The 14,909-nt window shown below is 55.6% G+C and carries 15 protein-coding genes; 5 read left to right on the top strand and 10 right to left on the bottom strand.

Translation table 11 applies throughout. The features are described from left to right. Window positions 1-112 precede the first annotated feature (112 nt). The 10 genes from CPA50_RS17050 to CPA50_RS17095 form a co-directional block, all read right to left on the bottom strand. A complete protein-coding gene (locus CPA50_RS17050) occupies window positions 113-1,933 on the bottom strand; it encodes a diguanylate cyclase (RefSeq protein WP_096783727.1) in 1,821 nt (606 codons plus the stop codon). A gap of 124 nt (window positions 1,934-2,057) precedes the next feature. Then, window positions 2,058-2,513: a c-type cytochrome gene (locus tag CPA50_RS17055; protein WP_096783728.1), complete on the bottom strand. Its 456-nt coding sequence runs from the start codon at window positions 2,511-2,513 to the stop codon at window positions 2,058-2,060. A 47-nt stretch (window positions 2,514-2,560) separates the two neighbouring features. Continuing rightward, window positions 2,561-3,097, bottom strand: a complete 537-nt coding sequence (locus tag CPA50_RS17060; protein ID WP_096783729.1) for a methylamine dehydrogenase light chain — start codon at window positions 3,095-3,097, stop codon at window positions 2,561-2,563. A 17-nt stretch (window positions 3,098-3,114) separates the two neighbouring features. Next, window positions 3,115-3,708, bottom strand: a complete 594-nt coding sequence (gene mauD, locus CPA50_RS17065; protein ID WP_202971780.1) for a methylamine dehydrogenase accessory protein MauD — start codon at window positions 3,706-3,708, stop codon at window positions 3,115-3,117. A gap of 18 nt (window positions 3,709-3,726) precedes the next feature. Further along, window positions 3,727-4,263: a MauE/DoxX family redox-associated membrane protein gene (locus CPA50_RS17070; protein WP_096783730.1), complete on the bottom strand. Its 537-nt coding sequence runs from the start codon at window positions 4,261-4,263 to the stop codon at window positions 3,727-3,729. Between the two features lie 2 nt (window positions 4,264-4,265). After that, the gene (locus CPA50_RS17075) at window positions 4,266-5,411 is read right to left on the bottom strand and encodes an amine dehydrogenase large subunit (RefSeq protein ID WP_179397257.1); all 1,146 of its coding nucleotides are present in this window, start codon (window positions 5,409-5,411) and stop codon (window positions 4,266-4,268) included. Window positions 5,412-5,711: 300 nt separating this feature from the next. Next, complete coding sequence (locus tag CPA50_RS17080) at window positions 5,712-6,803, bottom strand: ring-opening amidohydrolase (protein WP_096783732.1); 1,092 nt, start codon at window positions 6,801-6,803, stop codon at window positions 5,712-5,714. Beyond that, window positions 6,803-7,588, bottom strand: a complete 786-nt coding sequence (locus tag CPA50_RS17085; RefSeq protein WP_096783733.1) for an ABC transporter permease — start codon at window positions 7,586-7,588, stop codon at window positions 6,803-6,805. Before CPA50_RS17085 ends, CPA50_RS17080 begins: the two co-directional genes overlap by 1 nt. Beyond that, entirely contained in the window at window positions 7,581-8,414 is an 834-nt protein-coding gene (locus tag CPA50_RS17090; RefSeq protein WP_096783734.1) for an ABC transporter ATP-binding protein, read from the bottom strand. The genes CPA50_RS17085 and CPA50_RS17090 overlap by 8 nt, the downstream gene beginning before the upstream one ends. Then, window positions 8,414-9,412: an ABC transporter substrate-binding protein gene (locus CPA50_RS17095; RefSeq protein ID WP_096783735.1), complete on the bottom strand. Its 999-nt coding sequence runs from the start codon at window positions 9,410-9,412 to the stop codon at window positions 8,414-8,416. The genes CPA50_RS17090 and CPA50_RS17095 overlap by 1 nt, the downstream gene beginning before the upstream one ends. A gap of 176 nt (window positions 9,413-9,588) precedes the next feature. On the opposite strand from CPA50_RS17095, the gene CPA50_RS17100 reads away from it, so the two are divergent. The 5 genes from CPA50_RS17100 (at window position 9,589) to CPA50_RS17120 (ending at window position 14,658) form a co-directional block, all read left to right on the top strand. Then, on the top strand, window positions 9,589-10,503 hold the full coding sequence (locus CPA50_RS17100; RefSeq protein ID WP_096783736.1) for a LysR family transcriptional regulator: 915 nt from the start codon (window positions 9,589-9,591) through the stop codon (window positions 10,501-10,503). A gap of 167 nt (window positions 10,504-10,670) precedes the next feature. Then, window positions 10,671-11,708 (top strand): phosphotransferase family protein, encoded by a 1,038-nt coding sequence (locus CPA50_RS17105; RefSeq protein WP_096783737.1) that lies wholly within the window; start codon window positions 10,671-10,673, stop codon window positions 11,706-11,708. Continuing rightward, complete coding sequence (locus CPA50_RS17110; RefSeq protein WP_202971781.1) at window positions 11,705-12,094, top strand: DUF6285 domain-containing protein; 390 nt, start codon at window positions 11,705-11,707, stop codon at window positions 12,092-12,094. The genes CPA50_RS17105 and CPA50_RS17110 overlap by 4 nt, the downstream gene beginning before the upstream one ends. Then, window positions 12,091-13,371: an acyl-CoA dehydrogenase family protein gene (locus CPA50_RS17115; protein WP_096783739.1), complete on the top strand. Its 1,281-nt coding sequence runs from the start codon at window positions 12,091-12,093 to the stop codon at window positions 13,369-13,371. Before CPA50_RS17110 ends, CPA50_RS17115 begins: the two co-directional genes overlap by 4 nt. 93 nt (window positions 13,372-13,464) lie before the next feature. Next, complete coding sequence (locus CPA50_RS17120; RefSeq protein WP_096783740.1) at window positions 13,465-14,658, top strand: lipid-transfer protein; 1,194 nt, start codon at window positions 13,465-13,467, stop codon at window positions 14,656-14,658. The last annotated feature ends 251 nt before the right edge of the window (window positions 14,659-14,909 follow it).

Raw genomic sequence — 14,909 nt, forward strand, 5'->3', positions numbered from 1 at the left:
AGTATGACAAAGCACCAAGTTGTATCTCGCTGGGCGTTTTTGCTGTTCCACGAGGTTCACTAACCTGGCTCATTCACGACGTTTATGGCTATAGTTACCGGCGGCCACCCCCCTAAACCAACAGACAAACGTCATTCTTACGTGCCCGTTTAACCCGATACATGGCTTCATCCGCCCTCCGGATCAGGTCACAGCCGGCCTCTCCATCGCGCAGACCGGCACAGATACCCACGCTCGCCCCAATCCATACTGAATCTCCTGAAGGCATGGTCACCGGTTGAGTGATGGCTTCACGTAACCGCTGGCCTATTTCCAGCACACTGGCTTCCGAGACCACATTCTCGGTGACAACCACAAACTCATCACCTCCCATCCGCGCCACACAGTCACTTTCCCGGGCTTCCAGCTGCAGGCGGTGGGCAACGGCCTGAAGCAATACATCACCCGCTTCATGGCCATACTGATCGTTCACCGACTTGAAGCCGTCCAGGTCGATCAGAATCACCGCCAGACGCTCATCCCGTCGCCGCGCCCGCTGCACGACTTTTTCCAGATGAATCATCAGCCCATAGCGGTTATAGAGCCCGGTGAGCGGGTCTTTCACTACCCGGCGTTCCAGTTCGGCCTTGGCGACCTCCAGCTCTGAGGTGCGCTGGGCAACCCGGTGCTCCAGCTCACGCTCCTGTCGCTGCAGCGACAGCACCAGCTCACGCTGAGCCTGCTCTTTTTGTCGCTTGAGTTCGTTAAACCGGGCTGCCAGGCCAAAGGACAGCAGGACCATCTCAATTGCGGAGCCGACCTGCAGGCCGTAAACGGTGAAAAAATTGGACGGTATCCAGCCAAAGTTGCGCACCGACAGTAGCGCCGCGCCCACCAGCAGGAGCAACCAGGCCAGCAGGTATATCCTGGCCGCAGGTATGCGGTAGCGTATACCAGCAATCCCGCTGGTTATCAGAAACGCGGTGGTCAACACGCCCATAACTGACATGATTTTGAGGGCATCCTGCACTGGCACCAGCAATGTCACCAGAGTCGCGCACCACCAGCAAACCGCCATGACCGATAGCACCTTGTCCCAGCGCGGAGCAATCCGGCGCATATTCAGAAAGCTGCGAGCAAACATCACTGCAAGGGTGGCGGACAAGGTATACCCGGTTGGCAGAATACGGTTACCCCACTCCCCGACCATCCCGGGCCAGAGTAGCAAGGGCCCAAGGCCGTTCATGCTGGAGGCGGCAATACCAAAGCTGAACACAAACAGCGAATACAACAGGAATGAGCGCTGACGGGTACCAAGAAACAGCAGGAAATTATATGCCCCCAGGGCCACCAGCATTCCGAAGTACAGGGCCAGCCAGACATATTCCTGATCACTGTCTTCATAGAATTCAAAGGTAGGCGCCAGCCGGGCGTTGAGGGTCATGCTGGCGTGGGTGCTTATCCGCAGGTACAGCGTTGCCCGCTCACCTGGCTCAAAAGAAAGAGGGAAAACCGGTTTGCGATGGGCCACCACGCGATCTGCCGGTGCCAGGGTGCGCCCTGACCGCATCCGCTCAACCGTGCCATCGGCATTCACCCGATAGAGGCTGATGTCATCAAGATAGGAGTAGGTAAACTCAAGTATCCGGTCCAGGCGCTCGCTTGAGCGGGACGCCACGTCGATCCGCATCCAGAACGCGTCGGGGGTGTAACCCTGATGGAGGTCACCTGGCCCTGATGGTTCGAAGGGTTTGGTGCCACTGCGCACCTGCTCAAATGTCAGTTCACCACCCGGATCCCGCAACAGCGAGACAAAACCATCCAGCGGCTGGGCCATGCGTTCGTCCAGCACCAGAAGGCGGTCCGCGCCCCAACCCGGGAGCGCCGCCAGCAAAAGCCATATAAAGGCAAAACACCGACTCGCCAAACGACAACCACCCGGCAGCAAACGCATCCCCTCCTCAAACGTAACTTGCCGGATCAAACGATCAAGGCCAGGAAATTATAGCGGCTATCAGGTTATACAAACAGGCAGTATTGAAACTGCGCAAAGGAATGGCAGCCCGAACAGTCCACATTCAGGGCCAGGTATACTCCGGTAACTCCACTCCTTCCTTTGCCAGCCGATCCGTGATGCTGTACCGCAGAAGAACAACATCCTTTACTGGCTGCTGCCGTAACCGGCCGACCTCCTCTGTCGTGAAATGCTCGACCTCTACGTTGGGTTTACCCCAACGGTCAACTACGTAGTTCATCACCTCCGAGATCTCATCGTTGCGAAGGCCCGCCCCCACAACACCGGGTACATGCATCAGATACAGCCTGCCTTCCTCGTCATTAAAAAACTCGTCGACATACCCCGGAAACGTAGGGATACCTGCAGATGCGACACCCCTGCCCTCCGTACCGTGGCAGCCGGCGCAACGCAGTATGTAGTTTGCCGCCGCTGATCGTTCAGCGGCGGCGGCCTGTGACAACAGTTGCACGGCAAGAAGCAGAACGATCAACAGGCCGCCCGCGCCCTTATGGTTCATTACCTTAGCTCCCGGATTCCGGAATACACTTAACCCTGATAGCCAACTCAAGTATTAGCCACCCCAAGCACCACGGAAACAGTACAGTGATAACCTTTGTTAGTGTTGGCCATACACCAGTTGATGTCGTTGTGCAGTCCCATACGATATCCCGGGCGCTCGCCTTCACTGGTGAAGCAAAAGGTTGAACTGGGTACCGTTGCACGACCACAACAGTCGTTGTACGAAACCAGATAATCTTTTTCGTCGTCAGGGTTCCGGCAGGTGCCGATCCAGGAAACCTTGGAAGCCTCCGTGCCCGCCGGGCAGGACGTCAAAGACCCTCCAGACGTAGAGCAGAGGTTGCCATCGAGAGCGCAGTGCTTCCAATAGCTGCAATCGTTCTCATCCTCCGTGGTTGCGGCGAAGGCAGCCCCACCAAGCGACCGGTCAAATGGCAGAACCGGCACCAGCATCGCGCCGGCAAAAACTGTGCCTGCCCTGGCAAGAAACGACCGGCGACCATAATGCTGAGCGGCTTGCCGGGTGCTTTTCTCGGACGCCTTGTCAATCAGGTTAAATAAACGATTCATCATGCTGGACATAATGTCCTCCCGAATTTTCAATAATTAGCTGTTTTGCTGACCAGATCCTGAACGGATGCATAGCCGGTTTCCAACGCATTAAACAAGCTTTCCAACTGCTCTCTCGAATTCACCAGACCTTTGGCCCGCACCGTACCCTGCTCGTCCAGCAACACGGCGAAAGGCAAACGGGAGACCCGGTAAGTCACTCCAAGATGTTCAGACAGCACATAAGGAAAACCTTCCAGACCCTGGGCCGCAATCAGTTGCTCGTGCCGTGGCTGATCCCCGTCACTTGCTAAAACCACAGACAGCCAGCTGGACTCCGATTTCTGAATCGACTTGAGTGCCGGCACCAGCTTTTTACAGATGGGGCAGGTCGGAGAGAGGAAGAAAACCAGAGTGTGCGTTTTGGACGGATTGCCAATGCTCACTTTGCCTCCGGTAAGGCTGTCCAGATCAAAAACAGGGGAGGTTTCCCCGATTTTGGGACCACTGTCGTTGATCATGGCTCCTACAGGAGCAACCCGCTCGTGGAGAATGCCGATCTGACGGGCCAGCACAAAAAAGCCGAGAATCAGCCCTGCCACCATCACAACCAGCAACGCAACGGTAAAAGATAGAATTGCCACAGAATTACCCTCTGAAATTCATGATTTGCTTTGAGCCACTAGCATGCGGTGGTTTTCGGCCAGTTTTCCAAACAGGTTGTAGATCAGCCAAAGCCCGATGCCAGCGAGCAGTGCCACAAAGAGCGCTGTTACTGCGACTCCCTGCACACCCTGCAGAGCTACCATCACCGCCAGACTGGCCAGCGCCAGATTGCGCAGTACCAGCAACCAGGACACCGGGTGGGACGAACCACCACAACCACATTCGATCTCGGCCCGGCCCCGGAACAGACTGACTGCCATGGCTGCAGCGTAAAGCAACAGCAAGGCCGCCAGTCCCGTCGCGCCCAGAGATGACGTAGCAGGATAGAGCAGCAACAGCACGAACAGCCCCTCGGCCAGAATCAGTGTGTTAGCCGCGGTTCCGGCAACCCACTCCGGAAGCAACCGGTAATTGATGACATATCCCAGAAACCGGCCGTAATCCGAAACCTTATGCCAGGCAGCATGAGCAAACAGCAGAGCCAGCAGCACCGTGGTTGTCAGTACGGTCATATCCAAAAGTTCCTGGGCCATGATCAAGACTCCGTCAATGAGAAAATGGCCCAACCACCTACGCCTTCAACGGAATGGGTTTCTTCCAGGGTAAAGCCCGCGTCTGCCTTTACTTCATAACGGTAAAGCATGCCGTCTTCATCAAGACCAAACAGAACCGGCTGCTCACCATCAGTCACAGACAGCGACACCAGATGTTTGACTTCTGTGCGACCCAGCACCTTGCCGCTCTCCAGACTTACAGCCCAGACTTCCTCTGCGCCGTTTTTATGGCTGCCGTTGTATGGCTCGGAATGCATGGTGATAAACATCACATCATGAGCTTCGTTGTATGCAACCACATCCACACCACCGGGTGCCCATGGCTCTTTCACGTCCTTGGTGAAGGAACGCTTGCTGATTAAACTGGGCGCCTTGTCACTATCGGATATCTGGTAGACATTCCCGAAAAAGGAGACAAACAGAAGGTCATCGCCAGCCCGCTTACCCACGATGTAAACCGGATCCTGGTCGGGATCAAAGATTTTTTCACTACTCTCCGGCGAGCCGAACTGACCATCGGAACCTAAAGAGAAGCTCTGGAAGCGCCCGTCACCACAGGCAGTCGTGAACTTCACGGAATCCGCTGCGGGGAAGACGCCATAGCAACCAGGTATAGGAACTTCCTGCAGCACACTGCCATCCTTCAAGTCCACTACCGTTACAGACGTCGCAGGTGTAGCGTTTTGCACAAAGGCGTAATGATCGTCGTAGGAAATCGCCAGAATTGCATTAGACGGTGCCACCTGAGCGGCTTTATCGGGCACCACTACTTCCTGGAGAAGGGTCAGAGTAGGAACATCAAATTCCTGAACCACAGACTCTGTTGGCCCATAGGTGATTCGTTTTGCGTAATGAGACAAGCTGTAAAGGCGGGTAAAATCGCTATTCGCGGCCATCTGGCCGACGATGCCGAAACTCAGATTTCCTTTCACACTGAGATCGTCTCTGGACAGAACCACAGTCTGGCTTGCGCCATCCCAACTCTGATCCAGAACAAACAGATTTGGGCCAGGCTGAATCTGCTCTTCAACCGTCAGCATTTCTGGCTCAAATGTATCCGCAGCCTGCACCGTTCCTGAAAGCAGAACGCTTGCCAGCGCAGCGAGGGCCAACCTTGAGCTGTGCATATTAAACCTCCGAATGTATTTAAGGGGGCGTTGATACGCTCCTGATACGGAGATTTGCATAAGGTATGCCATTTCGGGGATTTTTACGGAGCCCCCGTTTTATTGGCCATGAAACAGCCATCATGGTCAATTTGCGAACAGAAGCGGGCAAATACGCCCTGAAGTGCAGCTCTGTATTCCCGGGACTCTGCACCAAAACAGCCACACAGGAGCCAAAAGAGTGCAAGACAATATTGAGCTAGCTATCCAAAACAAGGCAGTAGCTGCCCGTCCAGACGTGATACGGGCAGCCGGAAAAACCTAGCGGGCGGAGCGGCGGGCAATCAATGCAAATGGGCCGCCACCCGGTGGCCCCTGATGCTCAGCACCACCGGATACATAGATCATCGGGTTGCAAGCGGCAGCAGCCAGCACTGCACCAACAACAGAGCGGGCGTGACGGGTATGATTGATGTCTGAATCGTCCAGCATGGTGTTGCGATACCCGCGCACGCGGCCACCGGGATCGGCTTCAGCTTTTGCAAGTATCTGGACAATTTCGAAACCTTCCGGTGCAAGTGCCCGGGCACTCGCGGACGCTCGCTCAAGCACACCTGAATCCAGCGCATCCGTCATAACGTCGTGGCATATAAACAGATCACCTTCAGACGCGGGGGAATTGCCCAATACAACCACCTCACAGTAGTCCAGCTCTGCGCCTGCCGACGCGGAGGCAACAGCCGAGTATCTCTGGAAATCCGTGCAGTTGAGCCCGGCCGCAGCAGCCGCATCTGTAAATCCGCTTTCGCCGAGCCCTATCGCAATACCAAGTGCAGAAGCGCCCCTGGAGTAGCCCATGGATTTATAGGTTTCGGTAGTGATAGTCGCCCCGTCATTATCTGCGAAATCGGAGGACACCAGCAGCGGGCACTTTACCTGCACAAAATGAACGTCTGCAGGGTCGGTAATGCCGGCGTCGCTCATAGCCGCCAGGGTAGCCTCGGATACCAGGCGGATCTGTTCTTCCCGTCCCAGAGCTGCGGGGGTGATCACCGGTGTTTTTGCGACACCGGCAGCAAAGGCCTTTTCCCCGTCGGTGCGGAGGTTATCCACCGACGCCCTTCCCGAACGGCTGATAACCGTCAGATGAGGGCTCAAAACACCTTCAGTTCCCCCGGACATGACCATGGAAATGGCCGATGCCTTCTCTGCGCCAAGATATTCCCGGAACAGCGCCTTCAGCTCACTGGCCATGTACGCACGGGTGAAATCGTTCACGCAGCCATTACCTTCGGTCTTTCCAAGTATGGCAATAACCTCGCTGGCTCGTATGTCGCTGTTTTCGATAGCCAGGCGGAGCCTGCTCACGTCGCCTGGATGATCAATCGGGATAGTATGGACATGACAGTGCATCAGTCAGCTCCTTCCTGCTGCCAGAAAATAAAATGGCGATCAATCGCCTCAAGAATCCAGAAAAATGTCAGCCCGATGAAAGCGGCAGCGAAAATGGCGGAGAACATAACGTCGGTATCCAGATGGTACGACGACACCAGAACCACATATCCCAGCCCGGCGTTTGCACCAACAAACTCACCAACAATCGCACCTACAACCGCCAGTGAACTGGAAATTTTCAGTGCAGACATGACATACGGGAGGCTGGCAGGCAGCCGTAACTTCCAGAATATTTCCCGCCGGCTGGCCTGATAGGTCCGGAAAAGCTCATCACTCTCGGCGTCGATGGATCGCAAGCCCTTCACACTGTTGATCAACACAGGAAAGAAACAGATCAGAGCTGATGCAGCAATCTTGGAAGCCATACCTGTGCCCAGCCACACCACCAGCAATGGCGCCAGCGCCACCAAGGGTGTTGTTTTAAGGGCAATAGCCACGGGGAAAAGGCTCAACTCGACAGGCCGGAAATGCACAAACATTACAGCGACAAAAAAGCCGGCAATGTTTGCAATCAGAAAACCCCACAAGGTCTCCTGAAGAGTTACCCATGTATGGTTAATCAGGTCCGAATCCATGGCATCAAGCACATCCGACGGTGCCGGTAGCATATAGGCCGGGATTTTGAAGATATCGACAGATACTTCCCAGGCCACAAGTAGCAGGCTGATAAACACCAGCGGGTACAGCAGTGCGTCATAACGCCTGAGAATCCCGGGGCGCGGTCGTTTGGATACATCAGTCATCACGTTGCAGCTCCCTTCGCAGCCTGGCAATTGTCTGTTGATAAGCCTCGGTCTCTTCAACGCTGACAAAACCGGCACTTCGGGGCTTGGGTAGCGGCACGTCAATAATCGTACTTATCCCCGCAGGGCGACTGCTCAGCACTACCACCCGGTCAGACAAGCTGACCGCTTCGTGCAGCGAATGAGTAACCATGACAATGCTCTTGAGTCCGTTTGCCCGGTTTTCCCAGAGCCTGAGCAGCTCCAGATTCAGCGTGTTCCGGGTCATTTCGTCGAGCGCCCCGAAAGGCTCATCCATCAGGAGCAGTTCCGGTTCAGCCGCCAGTGTGCGGGCAAGTGCCACACGCTGCTGCATGCCTCCGGATAGTTGTTTTGGATAATAGTTGGCATAAGAGAGCAGCCCGACTAGTTCGAGTGCGGCCTCGGCCTTACCCCTGCGAAGGCTCTGCGGCGTCTTTTGTGGTCCCAGGGAGAGGCTCAGTTCCACATTTCCACGAATGGTAAGCCAGGGCATAAGAACCGGTTTCTGGAAGGCCATGCCACGGCGCGGCCGGACCTCCGGAAATATCACCTTGCCAGCACCGGATCTGTCATCAGCATCCGGCTTCAGCAGTTCAAGCATCAGCCTGAGCGTAGTGGATTTCCCGCAACCGCTGGGGCCGATAATGGATACGAACTCGCCCTTCCTGATATCCAGATCGATATTGCGCAATATGTGCGTATCGTTCAGGGTGAGGCTGCAGTTTTGCAGGGTCAGGAGCGGATCCCCCGCCAAGGCGTTTCCACCCGGGGAATCCGCCGAGGCCTGTATGGCTGACGATTGCATTATTTGCTCTGTTCCAGGAATTCATTTGTGTAGACGTTTTCGATTTCCTGTTTCTCGTCCAGGAACTCAAGGGATAGCAACTGCTCCTGAAGATTCTGCCAAGCCATCCGGGTCATACTGCCCAGTGGAGGCTGCTCAGGGGCAAGCAGAGGAATACTGGCATTCATCATCGCCAGCTCGTGCTCAAAGCTCAGCTTGTCGCTGTATTTGAGACCGAAACGGGCAACTTCTTCCGGATTCTCCAGGGCGTAGGCCCAGCCCCGGAAACTTGCACGGACAAATGCTTCCACCATTGCAGGATCAGACTCGATAAGGTCATTGCGGGCAAAGAGCGTATCGGCGTAGAAGTTGATGCCGTAGTCCGCAGGTGAAATCACATTAACGTCGTGCCCCTTTTCCTGCACTGAGATCACTTCGTTAATCACATAACCAGGCCAGGCCTGAACCTGACCATTCAGGAAGGGGCTAAGGTCGTATTTTATTGGCATTTCCCTTATCGCGGACTTGTCCAGACCCGCTGCCTGAACCATTGCGCGGTAGGTCAACTCCTCATTTCCACCCAGCTTTACACCCACCAGCTGTCCTTCAAGATCCGCAAGCGTCTCAATGCCCGAATCCGCCATCGCGAACAGAGCAAACGGTGTTTTCCGGTAGACCGCCCCTACCGCTGTGATCGGTACACCTTTTCCGCTGGCAAGCAGGATCTGATCAGCACCGGTAATGCCGAAGTCTTCACTGCCGGATGCAACCATTTGCACTGCCGGGAAGTCGACACCGCCTGGGCGGATCTCAACATTCAACCCCGCCTCTTCATAAAAACCTTTCTCTTTTGCAGCATAGAATCCTGCGAACTGAGCTTGATGCACCCATTTAAGCCTGAGTGTCACGTCTTTCAGGTCGCTTGCGGCTGCAGCCTGGGAAACCACTGCGAACATCAATGTCAGCCACATCATAAAGATCGGCCTTACTGCACCTGCGGTCATTCGGTCGTTTTTCATATTTGCCTCTCATGTGCGACGGGAATCGATTCAATCAATGCAACGATAGTGATTCAGGAGTGAGCTTGACAAGCGACCATTTAAGCTCATAGTGATGCCCAAAAGGCATCGCATTTCAAATACCTCGATCCGAGCGCACCAGACACAGGTGCCAGCCGCAAAGGGAGACGTTCAGCGTGCAGCACACCCGTTATCTTCACTACGTTGACGAAGTGGCCAGAGCCGGCTCAATTCGCAAAGCTGCGGAGCGCCTGAACATAGTCTCCTCGGCGGTCAACCGTCGAATTCTCGACATTGAACGTGAGGTAGGCGCGCAGCTTTTTGAGCGCTTGCCACGAGGCGTCAGGCTGACGTCGGCAGGTGAAATTTTTATCGTCTATGCTCGCAGCCAAATGGCGGAAGCTGAACGGATGCGCTCGGAAGTCGAGGCCCTGAACGGCCTCAGGCGAGGGGAAGTCAGGCTGGCGGTGATTGAAGCCGCGAGCGCAGATTTTCTCCCGCGCCTGATCGCAGATTTTCAACGCAGATACCCAAAAGTCGCCTTTAGAACAACGGTCTGCGGCAGGGAAGAGGTTATGCAACGGGTGTTGAACTTTGAAGCCGATCTCGGACTGGCATTGAACCCGCCAGCAGAAGCCAAATTCCGACCCTTAATCGTAGTAGAGCAGCGGGTCAAAGCCCTGGTGGCAGCCGATCACCCCCTCACCCTCCAGAAATCAGTGAGGGTTCTGGACTGTCTGGACTACCCCGTGGCCCTGCCCGCGTCGTCGTTGGGAGGCCGGGTGCTGCTGAACACCTTTCTGGCCAATTCATCGATCAGTATCGAACCCGCTCTTGAGTCGAATTCGTATGAAATGATGCGGAACTTCGCCAGACTGGCGGGCGGCGTGTGTTTCCAGGTAGACATCGGCATTTCATCCCGCAGCGGGTCCGATGACGCCCGGCTGTCGAATGACCTCGTGGCATTGCCGCTCACCGACAGTCGGCTACCGGTGGGAAAGCTGGTGATGGGAATGCATCACGACCGGGCCCTGCCTGTCGCCGCCGCAAAATTTGCTCAGGAAATGGAACTGGCTCTTTCGGCCTTTTAGCAAATCGGCAGCTTGATTCGTGTAAGCATTCCTTGTCAGGTTTTGACAGCCACTTTCCTCTGATTTGCCATTGGATCGCTAAGTCTTGCGCAGGATACTGAATGAGGTCATGCCGCTAATGCGTGCTCTGCCTTTTTACAGTAGCCCATTCCGAAAAGAGCAAGACAATGAAAACAATAACCCCCTCCGAGGCGGAATCGCAGCTTTGTGAGAGGCTGTTTCAGGTTACCCGACGGGTAGATCCGAACGTTACGGCCCTCACAGGTTTGTGTCGTCTTTCCGGCGGTGCAAATCAGGAAACCTGGTCCTTTACCGCACAAAGCCCGGCAGGCGAAACACCTATGATCCTGCGGCGCACCATGGCATCAGGTAAGCCGGCCACAAGCCCTGAGCCAGCCGCGATGTCCACAATGGCACTCGAAGCCTGCCTGCTCGGGCACGCCGCCAGCGCAGGGGTAGCTGTACCTCAGGTGCAGACAGTGCTGGAACCCGACGACGGCATCGGGGATGGCTTCCTTATGAATTTTGTAGCAGGTGAAACACTCGGTGGTCGAATTGTGCGAGATACTGCTTTTACCGGAGCCCGCAAGGTACTGGCTTACCAGTGTGGACAGGCTCTGGCGGCCATCCATCAGATTCCCGTCGCGCCCCTCCCGGACCTTCCTGTACTGACGGCCATAGAAACCATTGATGGTTATCTGGCACAACATCGGGCCAGTGGCACCCTGCGCCCGGTATTTGAATTGGCATTTCAATGGCTTGGCAACAACCTCCCCTCCCCGCCGGAACAAAACGTACTGGTGCATGGCGATTTCCGCAACGGCAACCTGATTGTCGGAGGAAAAGGCCTTCGTGCCGTGCTGGATTGGGAGCTCGCGCACCTGGGCGATCCGATGGAAGATCTCGGCTGGCTGTGCGTCAACTCCTGGCGCTTTGGGCGCACGGACCTTCCTGTAGGCGGGTTCGGTCATCGCAAGGACCTCATTGCTGGTTATGAAGCCGGCGGCGGATCCGTAGACATTGCTCGCGTACGTTTCTGGGAGGTTCTGGGCTGTCTCAAATGGGGAATTATGTGCCAGGGCATGGCAAGCGCACCGCCTGACGGCAAACCTCGTCGCGTCGAACGTGCAGCTATAGGTCGTCGCAGCTCCGAAACGGAAATCGACCTGCTGAATCTACTGGCCCCATGTGAAGGAGATAAATGATGCAGAGTTCACCCAGTGCCATCGAGCTGCTTGAATCCGTCACAGCGTTCCTGCGCAATGATGCCATACCAAAGCTTTCAGGCCGGGAGGCGTTCGACGCCAGGGTCGCAGCCAACGTTCTGGATATTGTCGAGCGCGAACTGCGGCTCGCGCCGAAGACCGATGCTGCAGAGCGAGACAGCCTTACCCGGTTGCCGGGAATCCGAGAAGACACCTTTGAAGTCATGAACAGGCAACTTTGCGAGAAGCTGGCCTCAGGCCAATACGGTTTCGATACGCCAGGTCTGATTGATCACCTCTGGATGATCACCCTGAACCGGCTTTCCATAGACCAGCCCGGTTACAGCAGTTACCACGCTGCCATTCATAACAGGAGCCAACCATGAACTTCGACCTTCCTGACGAACTCATAGGCTATCTTGCAGAGCTTGACCAGTTTATAGAGGCGGAAATCAAACCTTTGCAGGCCGAAAATGACAACGAGCGCTTCTTCGACCATCGTCGTGAGTGGGCACGAACCGACTTTGATAATCAGGGGCTTCCCCGCCCCGAATGGGAAGCCCTGCTGGCCGAAGTCCGTCGACGCGCGGACAGGGCGGGCCATCTGCGATTCGCGCTGCCGGTCGAGTTTAGCGGTAAAAGTGGCAGTAACTTATGGATGGCCGTTATCCGCGAACACCTGGCCGCAAAGGGTCTGGGACTGCACAACGACCTGCAGAACGAACATTCCATTGTCGGGAACAAACCCTTCGTACTGGTTATTCGTGATTTTGGAACCCCCGAGCAGCAAGAAACCTTTATCAAGGGCATGCTGGATGAAACCATCAAGCTGTCGTTCGGCCTGACTGAGGCCGACCATGGCTCTGATGCTACCCACATGGACACAACAGCTCGTCAGGAACCGCGCGACGGACAAGAAGGTTGGCGTATCGACGGGGGTAAAATGTGGACAACGGGTCTTCATACAGCTACCCACATCGTAGTTTTCGCGCGTACCAGTGGAGAGGACGGTGACGCCAAAGGCATCACCGCCTTTCTGGTGCCTTCCGCTACTGACGGCATTTGCGTGGAAGAGTACCTGTGGACGTTCAACATGCCGACAGATCATCCTCGCGTCAGCTTCACCGATGTGTGGGTACCCAGCAGCACCGTGCTCGGCGACGTGGGCGGCGGACTGGCGATCGCCCAGCACTTTGTACACCAGAACCGGATTCGCCAAGCCGCATCGAGCCTCGGAGCCGCAGACTTTTGTATTCGTGAAAGCGTCAAGTACGCGCGAGAAAGGAAGCCATTCGGGCAGGAGCTGGCTCGCAACCAAGGGATTCAGTTCCCGCTGGTGGAGTTGGCCACTCGGGCTGAAATGTTACGCGCCTTTATTCGGCAGACCGCTTGGCAAATGGATCGGATGACCAAAAAAGAGGTGGAAAAGCAGCTCTCCGACAAAGTCTCAATGTGCAACTACACAGCAAATCAGCTGTGCTGTGAAGCAGCCGACACGGCCATGCAGGTGCATGGCGGAATGGGCTACTCGCGCCACAAACCTTTCGAACACATCTACCGACATCACCGCCGCTACCGCATCACTGAAGGGTCAGATGAGATCCAGAAACGCAAGATTGGCGCCTACTTGTTCGGTTACATCAAACGCAGCCCCGCTGTCTGAATTTGACAGTCAGTTTCCATGAAATGGCCATTGGAGCGGACTGCTGGCCACCGGATACTAATCGAGCACTCAATAATCCAAGGAGATAATGCCATGTCCAGTAATCAACGGGCTGTCCACGTAGTCGGCGTGGGTATGATTCCATTCACCAAGCCTGGTGCCAGCGACCCTTACCATATTATGGGAGCTCGCGCTGCCAAACAGGCTCTTGAAGACGCCGGTGTTGATTACAACCTCGTGCAACAGGCTTACGTAGGTTACGTTTATGGCGACTCCACTTCCGGCCAGGCCGCCATTTATGGCGTAGGCCTGAGCGGCATCCCGGTAATCAATGTCAACAACAACTGCTCAACAGGCTCCAGCGCGCTGTTTCTGGCTCGCCAGGCAGTTGAAAGCGGCTCTGTAGAGTGCGCAATCGCCGTCGGCTTCGAGCAAATGGTACCAGGTGCTCTCAAAGGTGCGTACGACGATCGTCCCTCTCCAATGGACCGTTTTGTCGAAGCAATGAAAGCCCACCAGGGAATTGACCCCAATAAACCCCGGGCTGCCCAATTTTTTGGCGGCGCCGGTTTGGATTATATCAACCAGTATGGCATCAGCCCGGACACATTAGGGCGAATCTCCGTAAAGGCTCGTCAGCATGCTGCGCGTAACCCGCTTGCAGTATTCCGTCAGCCCCTTACGTTAGAAGAGGTCATGGCGTCGCCGACTATCTTTGGCCCGCTCACCCGGTACCAGTGCTGCCCACCTACCTGCGGCGCTGCGGCGGCCATCATCTGCTCCAGTGAATTCGCCCGCAAGCACAACCTTGACGCCAGCGTTGTCATTGCCGCGCAAGCCATGACGACAGATACCGCCGCTACCTTTGAAAGCGATGATATGCGCAAAGTCGTTGGCTACGACATGACTGCATCCGCAGCCAGCCAGGTCTACGAGAAAGCAGGCATCGGCCCCGAAGACGTCAGCGTGGTGGAACTGCATGATTGCTTCACTGCTAATGAGCTCATCACTTACGAAGGGCTGGGACTGACACCAGAAGGCACCGCAGAGAAATTCATCCTTGACGGAGACAATACCTACGGCGGTCGCGTCGTCACTAATCCTTCAGGCGGCTTGCTCTCTAAAGGTCACCCGCTTGGAGCAACCGGCCTTGCCCAGTGTTATGAGCTGGTATCCCAGCTAAGAGGTACAGCCGATCAACGGCAAGTTGAAGGCGCACGGTTTGCGCTACAACACAATCTTGGCCTGGGCGGAGCCTGCGTCGTAACCCTCTACCAGGGAATCTGACGGCTCACCACGATTGATCGAAAGTTCATCGAACAAACATCCCACTGGGCTGCGGCGGCAAACCCTGACGGCAACAGGCTGGCCATAGTCTGTATTAAGTTGCATTCCCGGGGCCGACGACCCTTGGGAATGCCAGTATCAACGCCTTAATAGTTCCAAGTTTACCAATTCCCGCCGCTGCACAAATTTGCCAATCGTCTTCCGCGCATCCGCCATTGGTCGGCTTTAATCCAACCCATACACTGATTGCA

Origin of the sequence: Marinobacter sp. ANT_B65 (genome assembly GCF_002407605.1) — a bacterium.
GTDB lineage: Bacteria > Pseudomonadota > Gammaproteobacteria > Pseudomonadales > Oleiphilaceae > Marinobacter.

Coding starts and splice junctions, on each gene's coding strand:
- CPA50_RS17050 (WP_096783727.1), bottom strand. CDS start 1,933: ATGCGTTTGCTGCCGGGTGGTTGTCGTTTGGCGAGTCGGTGTTTTGCC.
- CPA50_RS17055 (WP_096783728.1), bottom strand. CDS start 2,513: ATGAACCATAAGGGCGCGGGCGGCCTGTTGATCGTTCTGCTTCTTGCC.
- CPA50_RS17060 (WP_096783729.1), bottom strand. CDS start 3,097: ATGTCCAGCATGATGAATCGTTTATTTAACCTGATTGACAAGGCGTCC.
- CPA50_RS17070 (WP_096783730.1), bottom strand. CDS start 4,263: ATGGCCCAGGAACTTTTGGATATGACCGTACTGACAACCACGGTGCTG.
- CPA50_RS17075 (WP_179397257.1), bottom strand. CDS start 5,411: ATGCACAGCTCAAGGTTGGCCCTCGCTGCGCTGGCAAGCGTTCTGCTT.
- CPA50_RS17080 (WP_096783732.1), bottom strand. CDS start 6,803: ATGCACTGTCATGTCCATACTATCCCGATTGATCATCCAGGCGACGTG.
- CPA50_RS17085 (WP_096783733.1), bottom strand. CDS start 7,588: ATGACTGATGTATCCAAACGACCGCGCCCCGGGATTCTCAGGCGTTAT.
- CPA50_RS17090 (WP_096783734.1), bottom strand. CDS start 8,414: ATGCAATCGTCAGCCATACAGGCCTCGGCGGATTCCCCGGGTGGAAAC.
- CPA50_RS17095 (WP_096783735.1), bottom strand. CDS start 9,412: ATGAAAAACGACCGAATGACCGCAGGTGCAGTAAGGCCGATCTTTATG.
- CPA50_RS17105 (WP_096783737.1), top strand. CDS start 10,671: ATGAAAACAATAACCCCCTCCGAGGCGGAATCGCAGCTTTGTGAGAGG.
- CPA50_RS17110 (WP_202971781.1), top strand. CDS start 11,705: ATGATGCAGAGTTCACCCAGTGCCATCGAGCTGCTTGAATCCGTCACA.
- CPA50_RS17115 (WP_096783739.1), top strand. CDS start 12,091: ATGAACTTCGACCTTCCTGACGAACTCATAGGCTATCTTGCAGAGCTT.
- CPA50_RS17120 (WP_096783740.1), top strand. CDS start 13,465: ATGTCCAGTAATCAACGGGCTGTCCACGTAGTCGGCGTGGGTATGATT.